The organism is Streptomyces sp. NPDC025806, from assembly GCF_055558275.1.
In genome coordinates, this window is sequence record NZ_JBVHMU010000013.1 from 193,462 (window position 1) to 212,700 (window position 19,239).

Annotated in this window: 17 protein-coding genes; 3 read left to right on the forward strand and 14 right to left on the reverse strand. The window is 70.9% G+C overall.

Annotation, left to right across the window (positions count from 1 at the left end):
* Positions 1–45: 45 nt before the first annotated feature.
* Together ACZ4E1_RS28000 and ACZ4E1_RS28005 are read right to left on the reverse strand one after the other, a co-directional pair.
* Entirely contained in the window at positions 46–2,658 is a 2,613-nt protein-coding gene (locus tag ACZ4E1_RS28000; RefSeq protein ID WP_467544302.1) for an ABC transporter permease/substrate binding protein, read from the reverse strand.
* Positions 2,651–3,799 (reverse strand): quaternary amine ABC transporter ATP-binding protein, encoded by a 1,149-nt coding sequence (locus tag ACZ4E1_RS28005; RefSeq protein WP_467544305.1) that lies wholly within the window; start codon positions 3,797–3,799, stop codon positions 2,651–2,653. The genes ACZ4E1_RS28000 and ACZ4E1_RS28005 overlap by 8 nt, the downstream gene beginning before the upstream one ends.
* A gap of 247 nt (positions 3,800–4,046) precedes the next feature.
* Between ACZ4E1_RS28005 and ACZ4E1_RS28010 the strand changes: the two genes are divergently transcribed.
* The 3 genes from ACZ4E1_RS28010 (at position 4,047) to ACZ4E1_RS28020 (ending at position 7,306) form a co-directional block, all read left to right on the forward strand.
* Positions 4,047–4,997 carry a 5'-3' exonuclease gene (locus tag ACZ4E1_RS28010; RefSeq protein ID WP_467544378.1) on the forward strand — a complete coding sequence of 317 codons (951 nt, stop codon included), beginning with the start codon at positions 4,047–4,049 and terminating at the stop codon, positions 4,995–4,997.
* A 51-nt stretch (positions 4,998–5,048) separates the two neighbouring features.
* Positions 5,049–5,891: a siderophore-interacting protein gene (locus tag ACZ4E1_RS28015; protein WP_467544307.1), complete on the forward strand. Its 843-nt coding sequence runs from the start codon at positions 5,049–5,051 to the stop codon at positions 5,889–5,891.
* A 434-nt stretch (positions 5,892–6,325) separates the two neighbouring features.
* Positions 6,326–7,306 carry an RluA family pseudouridine synthase gene (locus ACZ4E1_RS28020; protein ID WP_467544309.1) on the forward strand — a complete coding sequence of 327 codons (981 nt, stop codon included), beginning with the start codon at positions 6,326–6,328 and terminating at the stop codon, positions 7,304–7,306.
* Here ACZ4E1_RS28020 and ACZ4E1_RS28025 read toward each other — a convergent pair.
* From ACZ4E1_RS28025 to ACZ4E1_RS28080, 12 genes are all read right to left on the reverse strand, one after another.
* Positions 7,300–8,829, reverse strand: coding sequence for a cytochrome P450 (locus tag ACZ4E1_RS28025; RefSeq protein WP_467544312.1), 1,530 nt, complete (start codon positions 8,827–8,829; stop codon positions 7,300–7,302). The genes ACZ4E1_RS28020 and ACZ4E1_RS28025 overlap by 7 nt on opposite strands.
* A 61-nt stretch (positions 8,830–8,890) precedes the next feature.
* Positions 8,891–9,541, reverse strand: coding sequence for a GTP-binding protein (locus ACZ4E1_RS28030; protein WP_467544315.1), 651 nt, complete (start codon positions 9,539–9,541; stop codon positions 8,891–8,893).
* Positions 9,522–9,929 carry a DUF742 domain-containing protein gene (locus tag ACZ4E1_RS28035; RefSeq protein ID WP_467544317.1) on the reverse strand — a complete coding sequence of 136 codons (408 nt, stop codon included), beginning with the start codon at positions 9,927–9,929 and terminating at the stop codon, positions 9,522–9,524. Before ACZ4E1_RS28035 ends, ACZ4E1_RS28030 begins: the two co-directional genes overlap by 20 nt.
* Complete coding sequence (locus ACZ4E1_RS28040; RefSeq protein ID WP_188339907.1) at positions 9,926–10,333, reverse strand: roadblock/LC7 domain-containing protein; 408 nt, start codon at positions 10,331–10,333, stop codon at positions 9,926–9,928. Before ACZ4E1_RS28040 ends, ACZ4E1_RS28035 begins: the two co-directional genes overlap by 4 nt.
* On the reverse strand, positions 10,330–11,934 hold the full coding sequence (locus tag ACZ4E1_RS28045) for a sensor histidine kinase (protein WP_467544321.1): 1,605 nt from the start codon (positions 11,932–11,934) through the stop codon (positions 10,330–10,332). Before ACZ4E1_RS28045 ends, ACZ4E1_RS28040 begins: the two co-directional genes overlap by 4 nt.
* A 354-nt stretch (positions 11,935–12,288) precedes the next feature.
* Entirely contained in the window at positions 12,289–15,096 is a 2,808-nt protein-coding gene (locus ACZ4E1_RS28050; protein WP_467544322.1) for a DEAD/DEAH box helicase, read from the reverse strand.
* Between the two features lie 50 nt (positions 15,097–15,146).
* Positions 15,147–16,055 carry a diacylglycerol kinase gene (locus ACZ4E1_RS28055; protein WP_467544325.1) on the reverse strand — a complete coding sequence of 303 codons (909 nt, stop codon included), beginning with the start codon at positions 16,053–16,055 and terminating at the stop codon, positions 15,147–15,149.
* 42 nt (positions 16,056–16,097) lie between these two features.
* Positions 16,098–17,066 carry a twin-arginine translocase subunit TatC gene (tatC, locus tag ACZ4E1_RS28060; RefSeq protein ID WP_467544326.1) on the reverse strand — a complete coding sequence of 323 codons (969 nt, stop codon included), beginning with the start codon at positions 17,064–17,066 and terminating at the stop codon, positions 16,098–16,100.
* 51 nt (positions 17,067–17,117) lie between these two features.
* Positions 17,118–17,414: a Sec-independent protein translocase subunit TatA gene (tatA, locus tag ACZ4E1_RS28065; protein ID WP_384619931.1), complete on the reverse strand. Its 297-nt coding sequence runs from the start codon at positions 17,412–17,414 to the stop codon at positions 17,118–17,120.
* A 282-nt stretch (positions 17,415–17,696) separates the two neighbouring features.
* Positions 17,697–17,894 (reverse strand): G protein-coupled receptor family protein, encoded by a 198-nt coding sequence (locus tag ACZ4E1_RS28070; RefSeq protein ID WP_188339901.1) that lies wholly within the window; start codon positions 17,892–17,894, stop codon positions 17,697–17,699.
* Positions 17,895–17,903: 9 nt separating this feature from the next.
* Positions 17,904–18,149, reverse strand: a complete 246-nt coding sequence (locus ACZ4E1_RS28075; RefSeq protein WP_467544380.1) for a hypothetical protein — start codon at positions 18,147–18,149, stop codon at positions 17,904–17,906.
* A gap of 115 nt (positions 18,150–18,264) precedes the next feature.
* On the reverse strand, positions 18,265–19,227 hold the full coding sequence (locus ACZ4E1_RS28080) for a helix-turn-helix transcriptional regulator (protein ID WP_467544327.1): 963 nt from the start codon (positions 19,225–19,227) through the stop codon (positions 18,265–18,267).
* Between the last annotated feature and the right edge of the window lie 12 nt (positions 19,228–19,239).

The window sequence follows — 19,239 nt, forward strand, 5'->3', positions numbered from 1 at the left end:
GGAGTCGTGCCGTGGCCACCCCTCGGGGAGACCCTGCGGACCAGGTCAGGAAGCGGTCATCCGCTCCGCGACGTCCTGGTGCTTCGCGAGCCAGGCGGCGACGGCCGCCTCCTCCTTGCCCTGACCGCGGTTCTTGATCTCGGCCTCCAGGGAGCCCAGTTCGTCCTCGCTCAGCTTGAAGTCCTTGAACCACTTCGTGAGCTGCGGGAACTTCTGCGGGAACTCCTTGTTGGCGATCGTCCGGATGGTGTTGCCCTCACCGAACTTCTTCTCCGGGTCGGCCAGCTTGGTCAGCTTGTACTCGCTGTACGCCCAGTGCGGCGACCAGAGCACGACCGCGATCGGCTCCTTCTTCGCGTAGGACCGCTTGAGCTCGGCGAGCATCGCCGGCGTGGAGCCGTCGACGACCTTGTACTCCTTGTCCAGGCCGTAGCCCGGCAGCACGTCCTTCTTCAGGAGGTTCATCTCGCCGGTGCCCGGCTCGATACCGATGATCTTCCCGTCGAAGGTCTTGCCCTTGCCCTTCAGGTCCGCGAGGGACTTGACGCCCTTCACGTACGAGGGGACGGCGACCTCCAGCGAGGTCGGGCTGTACCAGCTGCCCAGGTCGACCAGGTTCTTCTTGCTCTTGTCCCAGTAGTTCTTCTGCGCGTACGGCAGCCAGGCGTCGAAGTTGACGTCGAGGTCACCGCTGGCGAGGCCGGTGTAGACCGGGCCCACGTCCATCTGCTTCAGGTTCAGCTTGTAGCCGCGCTTCTCCAGGACGTTCTTCCAGAGGTACGTGACCGCGACGTCCTCGTCCCAGGGGAACCAGGCCACGTCGACCGGGTTCTTGGCCTCGGCGGGCGTCGACTGCTTCTTGACGGGGGCGAGCTTGTCGACCAGGCCCGGGTTCTGCTTCAGCCAGGTCTTGACGGCCTCCTGCTGCTTGCCCTTGCCCGTCTTGTTGATCTGCGCCTCGAGGCTCGTCAGCTGCTTCTCGTCGAGCTTGAAGTCCTTGAGCCACTTGCCGACCTCGGGGAACTCGGAGCCGAATCCCTTGCGCGCCAGCGTGTGGATGCCGTCGCCCTTGCCCCAGGCACCCTTCGGGTCCTTGAGCTTCTTGAGCTTGTAGTCGTTGTACGCCCAGTGCGGCGACCAGAGCGGGACGACGATCGGCTTCTTCTTGGCGTAGGCGCGCTTCAGCTCGGCCAGCATCGCCGGCGTGGAGCTGTCGACGACCTTGTACTCCTTGTCGAGGCCGTAGGTCTTCAGCACCTTGCTCTTCAGGAGCGCCGACTCACCGGCGCTGGCCTCGATACCGGTGACCTTGCCGCCGAAGAGGTCGCCCTTGCCCTTGAGGTCCGCGAGGGTGTTCACGTCCTTCATGTAGGCGGGCACAGTGAGCTCGAGCGAGGTCGGCCCGTACCAGGACCCGAGGTCCTCCAGGTCCTTGCCGTACTTCTTCCAGTACTCGGCGTGCGTGACCGGCAGCCACGAGTCGGTCTGGAAGTCGATGCCGCCCTGCGCCAGCGAGGTGTAGAGCGGGCCGGCCTCGAACTGCTTGACCTCGACCTGGAAGCCGCGCTGCTCAAGGATCTCCTTCCACAGGAAGGTGGAGGCGACGCCCTCGTCCCACGGGATGTAGCCGATGGTGACCTTCTTGCCGTGGCCGACGTTCGTGGCGTCGCCGCCCGAGGCCGTCGAGGACGTCGAGCCGCCGAAGACACCCATGCCGCCGCCGACGAGCGCCAGGATCACCACACCGATCACGGCCACAGCCGGGCGGGGGCGGTAGGACCAGATGTTCAGGCCGCGCGCGGCGCGCAGCTTGGCCAGGGCGCGGCGGCCGAGCGGGGAGACCTGCTGGCCGAGCGCGCTGGTCATGCGGTCGAGGTAGATCGCCAGGATGACGATCGCGATGCCGGACTCGGCGCCCAGGCCGACGTTCAGCTGGCCGATCGCGGTGTTGACGTCGCCGCCGAGGCCGCCGGCGCCGACCATGCCCGCGATGGCGGCCATGGACAGGCCCAGCATGATGACCTGGTTGACACCGGCCATGATCGTCGGCAGGGCGAGCGGCAGCTGGACGCGGAGCAGGATGTTGCGCGGGGTGGTGCCGAACGCCTCGGCCGCCTCGACGAGTTCCTGGTCGACCTGGCGGATGCCCAGCTCGGTCATGCGCACGCCCGGGGGCACGGCGAAGATCAGGGTCGCGACGATGCCGGCGGGGGCGCCGGAGCCGAAGAACAGGATGGCCGGGATCAGGTAGACCATCGCGGGCAGCGTCTGCATCAGGTCGAGGACCGGCCGGAACAGGCCGCTGACCCGGTTCGAGCGGGCCGCCCAGATACCCAGGGGCACACCGATGATCAGGGCGATCACCGTCGACACGAGGACCAGCGACATGGTGTCCATGGCGTGGTCCCACAGGCCCAGGTTGTCGATGAACCACAGGCCGGCGAAGGTCAGTACGCCCGCGACGGTGCCGCGCAGCCAGAAGGCGACGACGGCGAAGATGCCCGCCATGATGAGCGCGGGGGGCGCCTGGAGGACGTCGGTGAGTCCGTTGTTGACGCCTTCGAAGCAGCTCTGGAAGAAGTCGAAGAGCCACGACATGTGGTGGAGCAGCCACTCCACGCCGTCGTTGACCCAGTCGCCGAAGGGGATCTTAGGCATCGGCGTTCACCTTCTCCACGGGACCGTCTTCCTCGCCGCGCGGCGCCGGGACGGTGTCCTGCTCGACGAGGCCCGGGGCCGCGCCGTCGTTCTCGGCGTCCGACGCGCCGTCCTGCGCGGTGATCGTCTCGCCGAGCACGGCCAGCAGCCGGGCCCGGGTCACGACACCGGCGAGCTCGCCGTCCTCGCCGGTCACGGCGACGGCGACGCCGCTCGTGGAGCACGGCGTGAACAGGTCGATGATCGGGGTGGCGGCGGTGACCGTGGCCGGGGCCTCGGTCGGGTCGTAGCCCTGCTCCGGCTCGCTCATGATCGCGCCCGCGGTGAGCACCCGGGCCCGGTCGACGTCCTGGGTGAAGGAGGCGACGTAGTCGTTGGCCGGCGTGACGAGGATGTCCTCGGCGGTGCCTATCTGGACGATGCGGCCGTCGCGCATGACGGCGATGCGGTCGCCCAGGCGCATGGCCTCGTTCAGGTCGTGGGTGATGAAGACGATCGTCTTCTTCAGGGTCTTCTGGAGCTCCAGGAGCTGGTCCTGCATGTCGCGCCGGATCAGCGGGTCGAGCGCGCTGAACGACTCGTCCATGAGGAGCAGGTCGGCGTCGGTGGCGAGCGCGCGGGCCAGGCCCACGCGCTGCTGCATGCCGCCGGACAGCTCGTCGGGGAAGGACTTCTCCCAGCCCTTGAGCCCGGCGAGTTCGAGCGCCTCGTGGGCCCGCTTCTCGCGCTCGGGGCGCGGGACGCCCTGCACCTCGAGCCCGTACGCCGCGTTCTCGAGGACGGAGCGGTGGGGGAAGAGCGCGAAGTGCTGGAAGACCATGCTGATCTTCTTCGAGCGGACCTCGCGCAGCTCGCGGGGCGAGAGCTGCGTCAGGTCCTCCCCGTCGAAGCGGACGTGCCCGGCAGTGGGCTCCAAAAGTCCGTTCAGCATGCGCAGAAGGGTGGACTTGCCGGATCCCGACAGACCCATGACGACGAAGATCTGCCCGGGCTCGACGGTGAAGGACGCGTCGATCACGGCGGCAGTGGTGCCGTCGGCGCGCAGTTCCTCACGGTCGGCTCCGCGGCGGAGCTTCTCCACCGCCTCATCGGGTCGTCTGCCGAACACCTTGTACAGGTCTTCGGCTTCAAGCCTGGACACATACACCTCTCGGGTCGAACCAAGACGGCCCGCCTCCCCCGCCGGCGGGCCGTGGAGCGTGCGGGGTCGGCCCGCCGAACCGGACACCCGACTTTCAGCCAGTAGTTGAAAGTGGGACCGGGTTCGCTCCGGCTCGTCGCCTGCCCCGGCTTATGCGGAACAAACAGAAGAGTGGCCCAGTTCACACGGCGTTCACCGCTGCCCACGTTTACCGCACGACCGGTGAGTGTCGGTGGGGTGCGGCATGATGCGGAGCGTGACCCAGGACAACTCCGCATCCCAGCGCCTGATGCTGCTCGACACCGCGTCCCTGTACTTCCGGGCCTACTTCGGAGTGCCGGACTCCGTGAAGGCCCCGGACGGCACCCCGGTCAACGCGGTGCGCGGGCTGCTCGAATTCATCACCCGGCTCGTCCACGACCACCGCCCCACGCACCTGGTGGCCTGCATGGACGCGGACTGGCGCCCCCAGTGGCGCGTCGACCTCATCCCCTCCTACAAGGCACACCGCGTCGCCGAGGAGACTCCGGTGGGCACGCCGGACGAGGAGGAGGTGCCCGACACACTGTCTCCGCAGGTGCCGGTCATCGAGGACGTGCTCGACGCGGTGGGCATCGCGCGCGTGGGCGTGGCGGGCTACGAGGCGGACGACGTGATCGGTACGTACACCGCCCGCGCGAGCGGCCCGGTCGACATCGTCACCGGCGACCGGGACCTGTACCAGCTCGTGGACGACGAGCGGCAGCGCCGGGTGCTCTACCCGATCAAGGGCGTCGGCACCCTCCAGATCACCGACGAGGCCTTCCTGCGGGAGAAGTACGCGGTGGACGGTCCGGGCTACGTGGACATGGCGCTGCTGCGCGGCGACCCGAGCGACGGACTGCCGGGCGTGCCCGGGATCGGCGAGAAGACGGCCGCGAAGCTGCTCGCACAGTTCGGCGACCTGGCCGGGATCATGGCCGCGGTCGACGACCCGGCGGCCAAGCTGACACCCACGCAGCGCAAGCGGCTGGACGAGGCGCGACCGTACATCGCGGTGGCGCCGAAGGTGGTGCGGGTCGCGGACGACGTGCCGCTGCCGGACGTGGACACCGCGCTGCCGCACGCGCCGCGCGACCCCGGCGCCGTCGAGGAGCTGGGTGCCCGCTGGGGTCTGGGCGGATCCCTCCAGCGACTGTTGACCACGCTCGCGAACTGAGGTGCTAACTTAGGCATACCTAAGTTCACGTTGCACCGAGGGAGACCGCACATGGCCGAGCGCCCCGCACGCCCGCCCCGCAAGGCCCGCTCCGCCCAGGTGGTGCGCGCCGAGCACGTCACCCCGCACATGCGCCGGGTGGTCCTCGGCGGCGAGGGCCTCGCGGACTTCCCCGACGAGCTCCCGTACACCGACCACTACGTGAAGCTGCTCTTCGCCCCGGCGCCGGACGTGACGTACGCGGAGCCGTTCGATCTCGAGCGGATCCGAGCGGAGCTGCCGCGCGAGCAGTGGCCGGTGACGCGGACGTACACGGTGCGGGCCTGGGACCCGGCCGCGCGCGAGCTGACCCTCGACTTCGTCGTGCACGGCGACGAGGGCCTCGCCGGGCCGTGGGCGGTCGGCGTCGCCCCCGGCACCACGATCCGCTTCATGGGTCCGGGCGGCGCCTACCGCCCGGACCTCACCGCCGACTGGCACCTGCTGGCCGGCGACGAGAGCGCCCTCCCGGCGATCGCCGCCGCCCTCGAAGCTCTCCCGGCCGGCACCCGCGCCCACGCCTTCATCGAGGTCGAGGGCCCCGAGGAGCAGCAGAAGGTCGACTCCCCCGTCGAGATCACCTGGCTCCACCGCGCGGGCCGCCCCGTCGGCTCCCTCCTGGTCGAGGCGGTCACGGGCCTCGACTTCCCGGCCGGCCGCCCCCACGTCTTCGTGCACGGCGAGGCCGGCTTCGTGAAGAGCCTCCGCCGCCACCTGCGCATCGACCGCGAGATCCCCCGCGAGCACCTCTCGATCTCCGGCTACTGGCGCCTGGGCCACAACGAGGACGGCTGGCAGGCCTCGAAGCGCGACTGGAACGCCCAGGTAGAGGCCGAACAGGAAGCCTCCGCCTGACGGATCAGCACTGGGCGCGGGCTCTATCCGATCAGCGGCTCCGCCGCGGGGGCGCGACCAACGGGCCCCTGGAGGCGCACGAAGTGTGCCTTTCAGGGGCGCGGGGCTGTATCCGATCCGCGACTCCGCCGCGGGGCGCGACCACCGGGCCCCCGGGACACGCGGAGCGTGCCTCTGGGGGCGCGGGGCTGTATCCGATCCGCGACTCCGCCGCGGACCGCGACCACCGGGCCCCCCGGGACACGCGGAGCGCGCCTCTGGGGGCGCGGGGCTGTATCCGATCCGCGACTCCGCCGCGGACCGCGACCACCGGGCCCCCGGGGCACGCGGAGCGTGCCTCTGGGGGCGCGGGGAACTGCGCGACCAGCCACGACGAAACCCGCACCCGGCACCGCTCAACACCCCCCGCGGCGCGAACCCGTACCGTTACCCCGGTGACCCGCCGCAGCCGCCGCACCCCCACCCCGCCCCTCCCCCAGCGCGACGGAATCGACCCCGTCCACGTGAGGCTGCCGGTCACCGGCGACTGGCGCACCGTGCGGGACCACCTCGTGGAGCGGCTCTCCGCCCACGCGGAGACGATCGACACGATGATCGACGCGGGCCGGATCGTCACGGCGGACGGCACCCCCATCGGGCCCGACACCCCCTACACCCCCGGAGGGCACGTCTGGTTCCACCGGGACCTCCCGGCGGAGCCCCCCGTCCCGTTCCCGATCGAGATCGTGCACCGCGACGACCACCTCGTCATCGCCGACAAGCCCCACTTCCTGGCGACGACCCCCCGCGGCAGCCACGTGAGACAGACCGCCCTGGCGAGGCTGCGCCGCGAACTCGACCTCCCCCGGCTGGGCCCGGCGCACCGTCTGGACCGCCTGACCGCCGGCCTCGTCCTGTTCGTCGTCCGCCCCGAGGACCGCGGCCGCTACCAGACCCTGTTCCGCGACCGCCTGGTCCGCAAGGAGTACGAGGCGATCGCCCCGTACGACCCGGCGGTCGAACTCCCCGTCACCGTACGGAGCCGGATCGAGAAGGAGCGCGGGGTGCTCGCCGCACAGGAGATCCCCGGCGGCGAGCCGAACGCGGAGAGCGACATCCGGCTGGTCGAGACGCGCGGCCCTCTCGGCCGCTACCGCCTCACCCCGCACACGGGCCGCACCCACCAGCTCCGCGTCCACATGAACCGCCTCGGCCTGCCGATCCTCGGCGACCCGATCTACCCCGACATCGCCCCGCCCACCGCCCCGGACGACTTCCGTCGCCCCCTCCAACTCCTCGCCCGCTCCCTGGAGTTCAGGGACCCGGTGTCCGGCCGCGAGTTCCGCTTCACGAGCGGGCGGGACCTCGCGGCCTGGACGTCGTACGAGGACTGGGCGGACGGCCGGGTCCCCGCCGGCCCCGGACGGGATCAGTAGCCGCGCCACCACCGGAGGAACCGCTGCCAGGCCCCGAGCCGCTCCCCCTGAGGCGGAGCCTGCACCCCGGCCGGCGCCGGAGCGGCGGCCGGAGGGGGCGGCCCCGGCTGCGGCGGCACCATGGCGCCGGGCTGCCCCGGCCCGGCGGCAGGCTCCGGCGAGGACACCTGCCAGTCGGTCCGCTGCGGCGACGACATGCTCGGCACCGACACAATGTCCTGCTGGCCGCGCGGCGTGAACTCCACCGGCAGCGCCACGAGGTGCTGCGACAGGATCGTCGACCGCCACCTCAACTCCGACTCAGGCACGGCCAGTTCGGCGTCGGGCAGCCGCATCAGGAACGCGTCGACGCCGATGTCGGCGATGGCACGCCCGATGTCCTGACCGGGACACTCGTGCGGGCCGCCGCCGAACGCGAGGTGCGAGCGGTTGCCCATCATGTGGGCGCCGGGCTCGGGGCGGACGACCGGGTCGGCGTTCCCCGGCTGGATGCCCATGATCAGTCCGTCGCCGGCCCGGATGTGCTGCCCGCCGAGCTCGGTGTCGACCTTCGCGAAGTACCCGACCATCGCGCTGAACGGCGGCTCGTCCCACAGGGACTGCTCGACCGCCTCCGGCACGGTCATCTGCCCACCGTTCAGCTGGGCGCGGAAGCGCGGGTCGGTGAGCACGACGCGCAGCACGTTGGCGATGAGGTTGGCCGTGGCCTCGTAAGCGGCGATGAGCACGAGCCGCAGGTGCTGGCCGACCTCGTCGTCGGTGAGCCCCGCCGGGTCCGTGATCAGCGTGCTGGTGAAGTCGTCCTCGATCGGGTCGGCCCGGCGGCGCACGGCGAGTTCCATGAGGTGGCCCATGATGAACTCGTTGCTCGCGATGGCCGTCTCGGTGCCCTTGATCATGTCGCGGGCCGCCTGGACGAAGCGCTCGCTGTACGCCTCGGGCGCGCCGAGCAGGTCCAGCATCACCATCATCGGCAGGTGCTCGGCGAACTCGCTGACGACCTCGCAGGTGCCGCGCTCACAGAAGCGGTTGATGATCACCTGGGTCGACTTGTTGATGGTGCGGCGCAGGCTGCGGGCCTCGATCGTGGCGATCGCCGCGCTGACCGCGCCCCGCTGGCGCAGGTGCTCCGCGCCCTCGGCCATGGAGCAGATGGGCTGCCAGCTGAAGACCGGCGCGAGCGGGTGGGTCGGTTTGACCGTGCCGTTCTTCAGGGCCGTCCAGTTGCGTGCGTCGCGGTTGTACTGGGAAGTGCTGCGGACCATGTGCAGGTTCTCGCCGTGGCCGAGGACCGCCCACATGCGGACGTCGTCATGGATCAGCACGGGTGCGACGGGACCGTGCTCGGCGCGGAGTTTCTCGTACACGCCCGCGAGGTCCACGTCGGCCTCGGGGCCGTACAGCCTGCGCAGTCCGTCCGGGCCGAGCGCGTGCGCGGGGCAGCCGGGCGGCGGCGCGAGCGAGGGGTCCCCCAGGGCGTCGTATCCGGCGGGCGGCTGGGAGGGCTGGGAGGGAGGCGTCACGGTGATCGCTCCGGTGGTGTGGTCAGCTGGGTGAGTCGGGTCGGGCGGGGTGCGGCACGGCTCAGGCGCGGGCCAGCGCCATCTCGTGCAGGTAGCGCATCAGGGTCATGAGGACGTCGCGGCTGGAGGCCCGGCGGCGTGCGTCGCACTCGATGATCGGGACGTGCGGGTCGAGGTCGAGCGCGTTGCGCAGTTCCTCGTTGGGGTAGCGCGGGCCGTCCGGGAAGGCGTTGTTGGCGATGACGAAGGGCACGCCGCGCTCCTCCAGACGCCCGATCACGTCGAAGCTGACTTCGAGGCGTCGGGTGTCGATGAGCACGACGGCGCCGAGGGCGCCCTCGAACAGGCCGTTCCACAGGAACCAGAAGCGTTCCTGACCCGGGGTCCCGAAGAGGTACAGGACCAGTTCGTCGGTGATGCTGATGCGGCCGAAGTCCATGGCCACGGTGGTGGCGGTCTTGGTCTCCGAGCCGTAGTTGTCGTCGACGCCGATGCCGGCCTGCGTCATGGTCTCTTCGGTGGTGAGCGGCCGGATCTCGCTGACGGAGCCCACCATGGTGGTCTTGCCGACGCCGAAGCCGCCGACGATCACGATCTTGACGGCCGAGGTGACCGTGTCGGGCATCCGGTCCTCGGCCCGCGGGCCGGGGATGTGCAGGCCCCCGACGGCGGTCTCCGTCCCGGCCCTGCTGTCAGAGCTTCTGTAGTCCATGCATCACCGCTTCGAGGAGGGAACGGTCGGCCACGGCGCCGCGGATGACGGGTGCGCGCGCCTGGACCAGTTCGGCCGCGAGGAGTTCGCCGAGCAGCACGGTGACCACGCTGAACGGCAGGTTGAGGTAGGCCGAGATCTCGGCCGTGGAGAGGGGGTTGCGGCACATCCGTAAGACGGCGGCCTGTTCGGGCGGGGCCGTCGGGGGCGGCTCGGAGCGCGCCACGATCAGGGTGACCAGATCGAGGGGCGCCCGCTCCGTGCCGTCGGTGCCGCCGGTGATCACGTACAGCCGCTCCGGATCGCGCTCGTCGGCGTTCGAGCCGGGGCGGCGCTCGCGCTGGGGCGGCTCTTCCCTGAAGGAGGGGTCGGGGGGGCGGAGAGTCATACAGTCTGGCCGTTGCGTCGGGGCGGGCTGGTCAGGTGGGCGCCGATCCGGATGACGAGGTCGCGCATCTGGTGGCTGATCATTCCGGCGTCGACGAACTGGTCGGCGAGGACGGCGAGATAGGCGCCCTTGCCGGCCGCCATCAGATAGAAGAAGCCGCCGTCGACCTCGATGATGACCATGTTCATCTTGCCGCTGCTGTCGGGGATCTCCGTGGCGACGGCGGAGGCGAGCGACTGGAGTCCGGCGCAGGCCGCGGCGATCCGGTCGGCCGCGTCGGGGTCTCCGCCGTACCGGGCGATGCGCAGGCCGTCCGCGGAGAGCACCACCACCTGGCGCACGTTGGAGACGCTCTCGGCGAGCTCCTTGAGCATCCAGTCGAAGTTGGCCCTTTGCTGGATCACTGGTGATCTCCCTCTTCGGCCTGCTGGTTGTACGCGTCGTCGTGCGGCTTGTCCGCGCCCGCCCCGTCCGGGGTGTCGGGCTTGAGCCCGTTCATGAACGCCTCGACCCACAGGCCCGGTTCGGGCTGCGCGGGCCGCTCGTGCTCCGGCTGGGCCGGGGGCAGCGGGGCAGCCGCCGCGGGCGCGGGCAGGGAGAGGTCGGGGTGGCGCGGGGTGACGATGATCTGGTTGTCGATGACCTTGGTGTCGACCTTGCGCCGGCGCTGCGGGAGCCCGTTGGCCCGCCATTCGGTGACCACGGGGACGTCGTCCTCCATCGCGACGAGCGGGGCGGAGGGGCGCGGTCCCGTGGTGGGGCGACGCGTCTTCTTCAGCCGCGGCTCTTCCTTGACCGGTACGCCGTTGTGGTCGACGCGGGGCACGGCGCTGGCGCCGATGCCGTGGGCGCGGCCGGGCGCGGGTCCGGAGCTCATCATCTCGCGGGGCACGATCAGCACGGCGCGCACGCCGCCGTACGCGGACTGGCGCAGCGAGATCTTCATGTCGTACATGGCGCAGAGCCGGCCGACGATGGCGAGGCCGAGTCGGGGGCTCTCGCCCAGGTCGTTCAGGTCGTAGCCGGCCTGGGCGCGCTCCAGCATCCGCTCGACGCGGGCGCGCTGCTCCTCGCCGAGGCTGACGCCGCCGTCCTCGATCTCGATGGCGATGCCGGTCTGCACCTCGACGGCGGTGACGTGCACGCGGGTCTGCGGCGGCGAGTAGCGCGTCGCGTTGTCGAGGAGCTCGGCGCAGGCGTGGATGAGGGGTTCGACGTGGATGCCCTTGATGGCGACGTCGCAGATGGCGTGCAGGTCGATGCGCGGGTACTCGAGGATGCGCGACATGGCGCCGCGCAGCACGCTGTAGAGCTTGACGGGCTTGGGCCACTGACGGCCGGGCCGGGCGCCGCCGAGGACGGTGACGGAGTCGGCGAGGCGGCCGATCAGGGCGGTGCCGTGGTCGATGCGCAGGAGGTCGTCGAAGACCTCGGGGTTGCGGCCGTGGTCCTCTTCCATCTCGCGCAGTTCCTGGGACTGCTTGTGCACGATGGCCTGGACGCGGCGGGCGACGGAGACGAAGGAGCGCTGGGCGCCGTCGCGGAAGGCGGCCTCCCGGTCGATCTCCTTCAGGCAGCGGTAGAGCAGTTCGCGCTCGCCGCGTGTGACGTCACGGAAGGCCGCTTCGGAGTCGCAGGTGTCGCGGACCGCGTCGCGCGGGTTGGCGCCCTTGCGCATGCGGTAGAGGGCGTGCGGCAGGACTTCCTTGGCGACGCGCATCGTGAGCTGCTCGTGGCCGTCGACGCGGGCTTCCAACTCGGCTACGTGCTGGGCGTATTGGGTGCGCAGGCCCTTGAGGATGCGGCCGCGGCGGACGGCCTCGGCGGCGACGGCTACGACCAGGAGCGTGCCGAGGGCGCCGCACAGGGCGACCGCGAGGCGGGCGGGCTGTGTGACCACGGCGACGGCTGCTCCGGTGGCGGCCGCCATGACCATGGCGGGCAGCAACAGCACGCGTGTGTAGGGGACTTCTCGGCCACCGGGAGGCGATTGAACACTCACCATGTATGCCCTCTAAAGACAATCGGGTCGGGGAATTCGCAGTGGTCCGTCGCACTTCGTACCGGGGCTCGACGCGAACCATCCACGCATAGGGGAACAAGCGCCCGAATCCATCTCAACTCGGTGCGCTGCGGGCGAGCTTAGTCCGACCGGATCATCGCCGAGTCATATTCAGCAAGGCCCTGCGCGACCCCCCGCGCCGGGCATACACTCGCTCCCATTTGCACGCTCCGCTCCAATTCGAACGCATGGAGTGATCGCGTCCGGGTGCGTGAATCCGGGCCCCGCCTCCCACCGCCCCGGGGCATGCGAAAGGGCGCCGCCCCTCCGGACGGCGCCCTTCTGACGGAGCGTCGGCTAGCCGACGGACGAGTACGCGACGACGCCGCGCAGCAGTCCGTCGACGGCCTTGCGCGCGTTCTTCGCGACGGTGGAGCCCTCCTTGGGGGCGGCCGCGGCGATCTGCCCGAGCACGTCGATGACCTGCTTGCACCAGCGCACGAAGTCGCCCGCGGGCATCTCCGCCTCGCGGAGCACCTCGTCGAGCCCCTTGCCCGAGGCCCACTCGTACGCGGCCCAGGCGAAACCGAGATCGGGCTCGCGCTGCCCGACGCCCTCGGTCTGGCTGATCCGGAAGTCCTCCTCCAGCGCGTCGAGCCGGCCCCAGATGCGGACCATCTCGCCAAGTGCGGCCTTGGCGCGGCCCGAGGGCAGCTTCGGGGCGAGCGCGTCGTCGGCGGCTCGCGCCTCGAACACCAACGCCGAGACGCACGCCGCCAGTTCGGCCGGGTCCAGGCCCTCCCAGACGCCGTCGCGCAGGCACTCGCTCGCCAGCAGGTCCAGCTCGCCGTAGAGCCGGGCCAGCCGCTTGCCGTGCTCGGTGACCTCGTCGCCGCGCAGATAGTCCATCTCGGTCAGCAGTTTGACGATGCGGTCGAAGGTGCGGGCGATCGTGTTCGTCCGGCCCTCGATGCGGCGCTCCAGCTGTGCGGTGTCCCGCTTGAGCCGGTGGTAGCGCTCGGCCCAGCGCGCGTGGTCCTCGCGCTCGGAGCAGCCGTGGCACGGATGGGCGCGCAACTCGGCACGGAGCCGGGCGATCTCGCGGTCGTCCGCCGCGGCCGAGCGGCTCTTCCTGTGCCGGTCGGGCACGATGTGGCCGGCCTTGGTGCGCAGCGCCGAGGCGAGGTCGCGCCGGGACTGCGGCGAGCGCGGGTTGAACGACTTCGGGATGCGCATCCGCTCCAGCGCCTCCACGGGCACCGGGAAGTCGATCGACGCGAGCCGCTTGACCTGCCGCTCCGCGGTGAGCACCAGCGGGCGGGGGCCGTCGTGGGACTCGAAGCCGCGGTGCCCGTTGGACCGGCCCGCGGGCAGGCCCGGGTCGAGGACGAGCGCGAGGCCCGCGAACTTGCCGGTGGGCACGTGGATGACGTCGCCCGGCTTGAGCTTCTCCAGGGCGGCGGCGGCCTGGGCCCGGCGCTGGGCCGCGCCCTGCTTGGCCAGGTCCGTCTCACGGTCCTTCAGCTCGCGCCGCAGCCGCGCGTACTCGTCGAAGTTCCCGAGGTGGCAGGTCATGGACTCCTTGTAGCCCTCGAGCCCCTCCTCGTTCTTCTGCACCTGCCGGGAGATGCCGACGACCGACTTGTCCGCCTGGAACTGGGCGAAGGAGGTCTCCAGCAGCTCGCGCGAACGGTGCCGCCCGAACTGCTCCACCAGGTTCACCGCCATGTTGTACGACGGCTTGAAGCTGGAGCGGAGCGGGTACGTGCGCGTGCCGGCCAGCCCGGCCAGGTGCTCGGGGCTGAAGCCGCGCTGCCACAGCACGACGGCATGGCCCTCGACGTCGATGCCGCGGCGCCCGGCACGGCCGGTCAGTTGCGTGTACTCGCCCGGGGTGATGTCGGCGTGCTGCTCCCCGTTCCACTTGACGAGCTTCTCCAGGACGACCGAGCGGGCCGGCATGTTGATCCCCAGCGCCAGCGTCTCGGTCGCGAAGACCGCCTTGACCAGGCCCTTGACGAAGAGCTCCTCGACGACCTCCTTGAAGGTCGGCAGCATGCCCGCGTGGTGGGCGGCGATGCCGCGCTCCAGGCCCTCCAGCCACTCGTAGTAGCCGAGGACGTGCAGGTCCTCGTCGGGGATGGACGCCGTGCGCTCCTCGACGATCGCGCGCACCTTGGCCCGCGCCTCCTCGTCGTTCAGCCTCAGGCCCGCGTACAGGCACTGCTGGACGGCCGCCTCGCAGGCGGCGCGGCTGAAGATGAACGTGATGGCGGGCAGCAGTCCCTCGGCGTCGAGCCGGTCGATCACCTCGGGGCGGCCCGGCGTCCAGATGCGGGAGCGCTGGCGGCGCTCGCGCTCCCGGTCCGCCTCGCGCATGGCCCGCCCGCGCCGCCGGTCCTGGTAGGACGGCCGGCTCGCCTCCATGCGGGCCATCCGCGTCAGGTCCGGGTTGACCGCCTTCTTGTGGCCCTCGCCCTCCTCGAAGAGGTCGTACATGCGGCGCCCGGCGAGCACGTGCTGGAACAGCGGCACGGGCCGGTGCTCGGAGACGATCACCTCGGTGTCGCCGCGCACGGTGTCCAGCCAGTCGCCGAACTCCTCCGCGTTCGACACCGTCGCCGAGAGGGAGACCAGGGTCACCGACTCCTGGAGGTGGATGATCACCTCTTCCCAGACGGCGCCGCGGAAGCGGTCGGAGAGGTAGTGCACCTCGTCCATGACCACGTAGCCGAGGCCCAGCAGCGAGCGGGAGCCCGCGTACAGCATGTTCCGCAGGACCTCGGTGGTCATGACGACGATGGGCGCGTCGCTGTTCACACTGTTGTCGCCGGTCAGCAGGCCGACCTTGTCGGAGCCGTAGCGCTTGGCGAGGTCCTGGTACTTCTGGTTCGACAGCGCCTTGATGGGTGTCGTGTAGAAGCATTTCTTGCCCTGCAGGAGGGCGAGGTGGACGGCGAACTCGCCGACGATCGTCTTGCCGGAGCCGGTGGGCGCCGCCACCAGGACGCCCTTGCCCGCCTCCAGCGCCTGGCAGGCCTCGATCTGGAAGGGGTCGAGGCCGAAGTCGTACATCTCGCGGAAGGTCGCGAGCGCGGTGGCCTGCTCGGCGGCCCGCTTACGGGATGCCGCGTACCGCTCGGCCGGTGAGAGGTCCTCTGTCATCGTGCTTTCGAGCCTACCGGCCGCCACTGACATCGGACGATCATTATCCGCTAAGCACTCGGGCCCGGGCCTCGGACCAGGACGCGCACAGCCCCCGGCACGCATTCCGCGGCCAGCGGCAGCGCCCCCACCGGCTCGCCGTCCGCGTAGGCCGTGATGTCGGGCGCGGCGAGCTCGACGCGGCGCGCGCGGTACACGGTCACCTTGGGGTGGGTCAGGTGGGTGCCCTTGTAGACCCGCGGGAAGACGCGCAGCAGGGTGGTGCGCGAGCAGTCCCCCACGACGGTCACGTCGAAGAGGCCGTCGTCCATCTGCGCGTCGGCGCATATCTGCATGCCGCCCCCGTAGGAGGTGCCGTTGCCGACGGCGACGAGGGTGGCGGGGACCTCGCGCACGGAGCCGTCGTCGAGCGTGAGGCGGAAGGGAACCGGCTTGAACGCGGCCAGTTCGAGGGCGATCGCCAGGTCGTACTTGAAGCGGCCGAGGGGCAGCCGCATCCGGTTGCCGCGGTCGTTGACGCGGGAGTCGAAGCCGCAGGCGAGGACGGTGCCGAACCAGTGGTCGCCGATCCGTCCGAGGTCGATCTCGCGGATCTCCTCGCCCTTGAGCGCCTCGGCGACGAGCGCGCCGGCGGCGGCCGGGTCCCGCACGGGCAGTCCGAGGGCGCGGGCGAAGTCGTTGCCGGTGCCGACGGCGACCACGCCGAGCGGGGTGCGGGTGCCGGCGACGGCCTGCAGGGCGAGGTTCACCAGCCCGTCCCCGCCGACGGCCACGAGGGCGCCGGTGCCCTCGGCCACCGCGGCACGCGCGCGTGCGAGGGCGTCGGCGGCGTCCTCCCCGATGACCGTGCGCACGGAGAATCCGGCGGCCCGCAACGCGGAAGCGGCCGGCTGCGCAGCGTGTGCGCCCCGGCCGCGGCCCGCGGTGGGATTGACGAAGAGGGTGATGTCGCTGCTCACGGCCGGACCCTAGCAAGTGCCCTGCCGCGAACCGCGGTTACCTCAGGTCACATCGTCGTAACCGTTGATCCGGTCCTGTTCGCCGGTGGACTGCTCGGGCACGGAACGGCTGGCGCTCACGGTCTCGACCTCGCCGATCTCCTCGGGCGTGAGGTCGAGCTCGGACGCCTCGTCGTCATCGGGGCCCGCCGCCTCGATGCGCCGCTTGCGCCGGTCGTTCAGGAGCGAGAAGCCGGTCGCCGCGAAGTAGAGCACCCAGATCGGTCCGGCGAGGGCGAGCATGGTCAGCGGGTCGGTGCTGGGTGTGGCCACCGCCGCGAAGACGGTGATGCCCATGATCATCCCGCGCCACCAGCCGAGCATCTTCTTGCCGCTGAGCACGCCGGTGAGGTTGAGCATGACCAGGAGCAGCGGCAGCTCGAAGGAGAGGCCGAAGACGATCACCATGCGGGTGATCAGGTCCAGCAGGTCGTCGAGCGGCAGCTGGTTGTCGATGTTCGCCGGCGAGAAGTCGAGCAGCACCCGCGCCATCGTCGGCAGCGTCTTGTACGCGAAGAACGCGCCGCCGAAGAACAGCGGAACGCCGGTGCCCACGAACCCGTAGGCGTACTTCTTCTCGTGCTTGTGCAGGCCGGGCGCGACGAAGCCCCACAGCTGGTAGAGCCAGATCGGCGAGGCGCCGATCACACCGGCCATGAGGGAGACCTTCAGGGCGAGCGTGAAGGGCGTGATCAGGCCGTTGAGCACGATGCGGGCGCACTGCTCGTTGGCGTCCTTGTTGTCCGCCGCCTTGGCCGTCAGCTCGGCGAAGGTCTTGTCGCAGCCGACCGACTCGAGGACCGGGTTCGTGAAGAACTCGATGATGTCCTTGTAGTAGAAGGCGGCGACGATCGTGACGACGAGGATGGCCAGGACGGCCTTCCCGAGTCGGTTGCGAAGCTCACGCAGGTGCTCCGCGAGCGGCATCCGCCCCTCGGGGTCCTTCTCCTGCTTGCGGGCAGACTTGAGCAACCCACGTCCTCATCTCGTGCGACAGGCCGCCGTTACCGGGGCGGCCTTGGATCAGCTCTGCGTCGTCTGGTTCGTCTGCTCGGTCACCGGACGCGAGCTGCTCACGTCGCCGGGAGCGGCCTGGATGGTGCGCTGGGCCGGAGGCTGCTCGCCCGTCTTCGGCGGGTCGGACGGAGCGGCATCCTTGTTGCCACCCTCGCTCTTCATGGCCTTCGCCTCGCTCTTGAGGATGCGGGCGGACTTGCCGAGCGAGCGCGCCATGTCCGGAAGCTTCTTCGCGCCGAACAGGAGGAGGATGACCACGAGCAGGATGATCAACTCGGGGGCGCCGATCTTTCCACCGAACATATGCGTTTACCTTCTCACTGAGGCGGCAGGGGCGGGGCTGCCGGTACCGGCCGGACTTCGGACTGTTGTCCGACCACCGTGCTGGCAGCGATCGTATCCCGTGGGGGTGAACACGGGGCAATCCCCGTGCGTACTCCCGCTTGCGACCCGCGCCTCGCTCCCAGGTCGCGTAAGCGAGCGTACCCGGCGGACCCCGCGCACCGACAGGCCACGGGGGTAAAGCGCTTTCCATCGCCGCTTCCTGCGGACGTCCGCGTCCGCACCGGGACGCGCGACACGATGTCAGACCGCGTCGCCGCCGGCCTTCGCGACACTCACGGCGGCGCGCTCCAGCTCTTCGGCCGCGCTGTTGATCCGCCGTGTCGTGTCGGCGACTTGGCGGCTCAGGCGCTGCGCCTCGACGAACACCCTCACCGCGAGAACCGCCAGGACGGCGAGTCCCACGAACCCCACGGCCACCGCCAGCATCGCCCAGAACATGCGCCGAGCCTAGACGGTCTGGTGGAGGCGCAGGGTGCGCACCCCGCCGCCGGTGAGGAGTTCGACGATGCGCTCGCCGGCCGGCTTGCGCACGGCGCTGGAGCAGTCGGGGCAGGTGAAGGAGTAGAAGGTGGTGCGGCGGCTGCCGCCGATCACCAACCGGAGCGCGGACGCGGCCAGTTCGAAGCGGGCCCGGCAGTGCGGGCAGGCGGCCTTGAAGACCACGGGCGCCGGGATCCCCGCCACGGCGGACATTCCGGAGACGCCCATCAGTCCGGTCGCTCCACCCATGTCGCCCACCTCACACCCTTCTCTTACCTGTCGCCCGACGTTCCGCGTGTCGCCTGCACCGCCTGGGATGCGACCGACGTCACAACTCGTACGCGGTGAGGGCCTCGCGGGCCGCGTCGCGCGCGCTGTCGGCCAGGTCGGCGGGGGCCACGATGTGCCCGTCACCGCCGAGCCGCAGCGCGAGCCGGCGCAGCGAGGACGGGTCGGGGGTGCGCAGCGTGATCCGCAGCCCGCCGTCGGGCAGCTCCTCGGCGCTGTCGTGCGGGTAGTACTCGGCGACCCAGCGTCCGCCGGGGCCGACCTCCACGACGACCTCGGGGTCCTCGGCGGCGGGCTGCACGAGCGCCTCGGACAGGTCGCGCAGCTCGATCTCCGGCGGCGCGGACGCCTCGTCCAGGACCCGGATCTCGGCGACCCGGTCGAGCCGGAACGTGCGCCGGGCCTCGGAGCGGCGGCACCACGCCTCTACGTAGGTGTGGCCGACGCTGACGAGCCGGATGGGGTCGATCTCCCGCTCGGTGAGCTCGTCGCGGGCGGGCGAGTAGTAGCGGATCCACAGCCGGCGCCGCTCGGAGATCGCCCGGTCGACGTCGGCGAAGACGCCGCCCTCGGACTCGAAGGTCACGTTCAGCCGGGCGCTGGCGCCGGCCATCTCGCCGGCCGCGGTCTCCAGCTTGGCGGTCGCCCGCAGCAGCGCGAGCCGGTCGCTCTCGCGCAGACCCGGGAGGGTCGCGACGGCGCGCGCGGCGACGAGCAGCGCGGTGGCCTCGTCGGAGGCGATGCGCAGCGGCTCGGCGGCCTCCGCGGACAGGGCGGCCGGGTTGTGCCACCAGATGCGGTCGCCGTCGGTGTCGATGTCGAGCAGGTCACCGCCGCGGAAGCTGGTGCCGCACAGCGGCAGCACGTCGAGGTCGGAGATCAGCTCGTCCTCGGTGATGCCGAAGGCCCGCGCGACGTCGCTGACGTGGGCGCCGGGGCGCTCGCGCAGATACGTCACCAGGGAGAGCATCCGCCGGGTCTGGTCGATGGCGTTGGCAGCCATGGTCGTACGTCC

Excerpts from the sequence above, each read along its gene's own strand:
- ACZ4E1_RS28070 (WP_188339901.1), bottom strand. The coding sequence starts at position 17,894 with ATGTTCTGGGCGATGCTGGCGGTGGCCGTGGGGTTCGTGGGACTCGCC.
- ACZ4E1_RS28000 (WP_467544302.1), bottom strand. The coding sequence starts at position 2,658 with ATGCCTAAGATCCCCTTCGGCGACTGGGTCAACGACGGCGTGGAGTGG.
- ACZ4E1_RS28080 (WP_467544327.1), bottom strand. The coding sequence starts at position 19,227 with ATGGCTGCCAACGCCATCGACCAGACCCGGCGGATGCTCTCCCTGGTG.
- ACZ4E1_RS28030 (WP_467544315.1), bottom strand. The coding sequence starts at position 9,541 with ATGGACTACAGAAGCTCTGACAGCAGGGCCGGGACGGAGACCGCCGTC.
- ACZ4E1_RS28045 (WP_467544321.1), bottom strand. The coding sequence starts at position 11,934 with ATGGTGAGTGTTCAATCGCCTCCCGGTGGCCGAGAAGTCCCCTACACA.
- ACZ4E1_RS28010 (WP_467544378.1), top strand. The coding sequence starts at position 4,047 with ATGCGGAGCGTGACCCAGGACAACTCCGCATCCCAGCGCCTGATGCTG.
- ACZ4E1_RS28035 (WP_467544317.1), bottom strand. The coding sequence starts at position 9,929 with ATGACTCTCCGCCCCCCCGACCCCTCCTTCAGGGAAGAGCCGCCCCAG.
- tatA (WP_384619931.1), bottom strand. The coding sequence starts at position 17,414 with ATGTTCGGTGGAAAGATCGGCGCCCCCGAGTTGATCATCCTGCTCGTG.
- ACZ4E1_RS28015 (WP_467544307.1), top strand. The coding sequence starts at position 5,049 with ATGGCCGAGCGCCCCGCACGCCCGCCCCGCAAGGCCCGCTCCGCCCAG.
- ACZ4E1_RS28050 (WP_467544322.1), bottom strand. The coding sequence starts at position 15,096 with ATGACAGAGGACCTCTCACCGGCCGAGCGGTACGCGGCATCCCGTAAG.
- ACZ4E1_RS28075 (WP_467544380.1), bottom strand. The coding sequence starts at position 18,149 with ATGTCCGCCGTGGCGGGGATCCCGGCGCCCGTGGTCTTCAAGGCCGCC.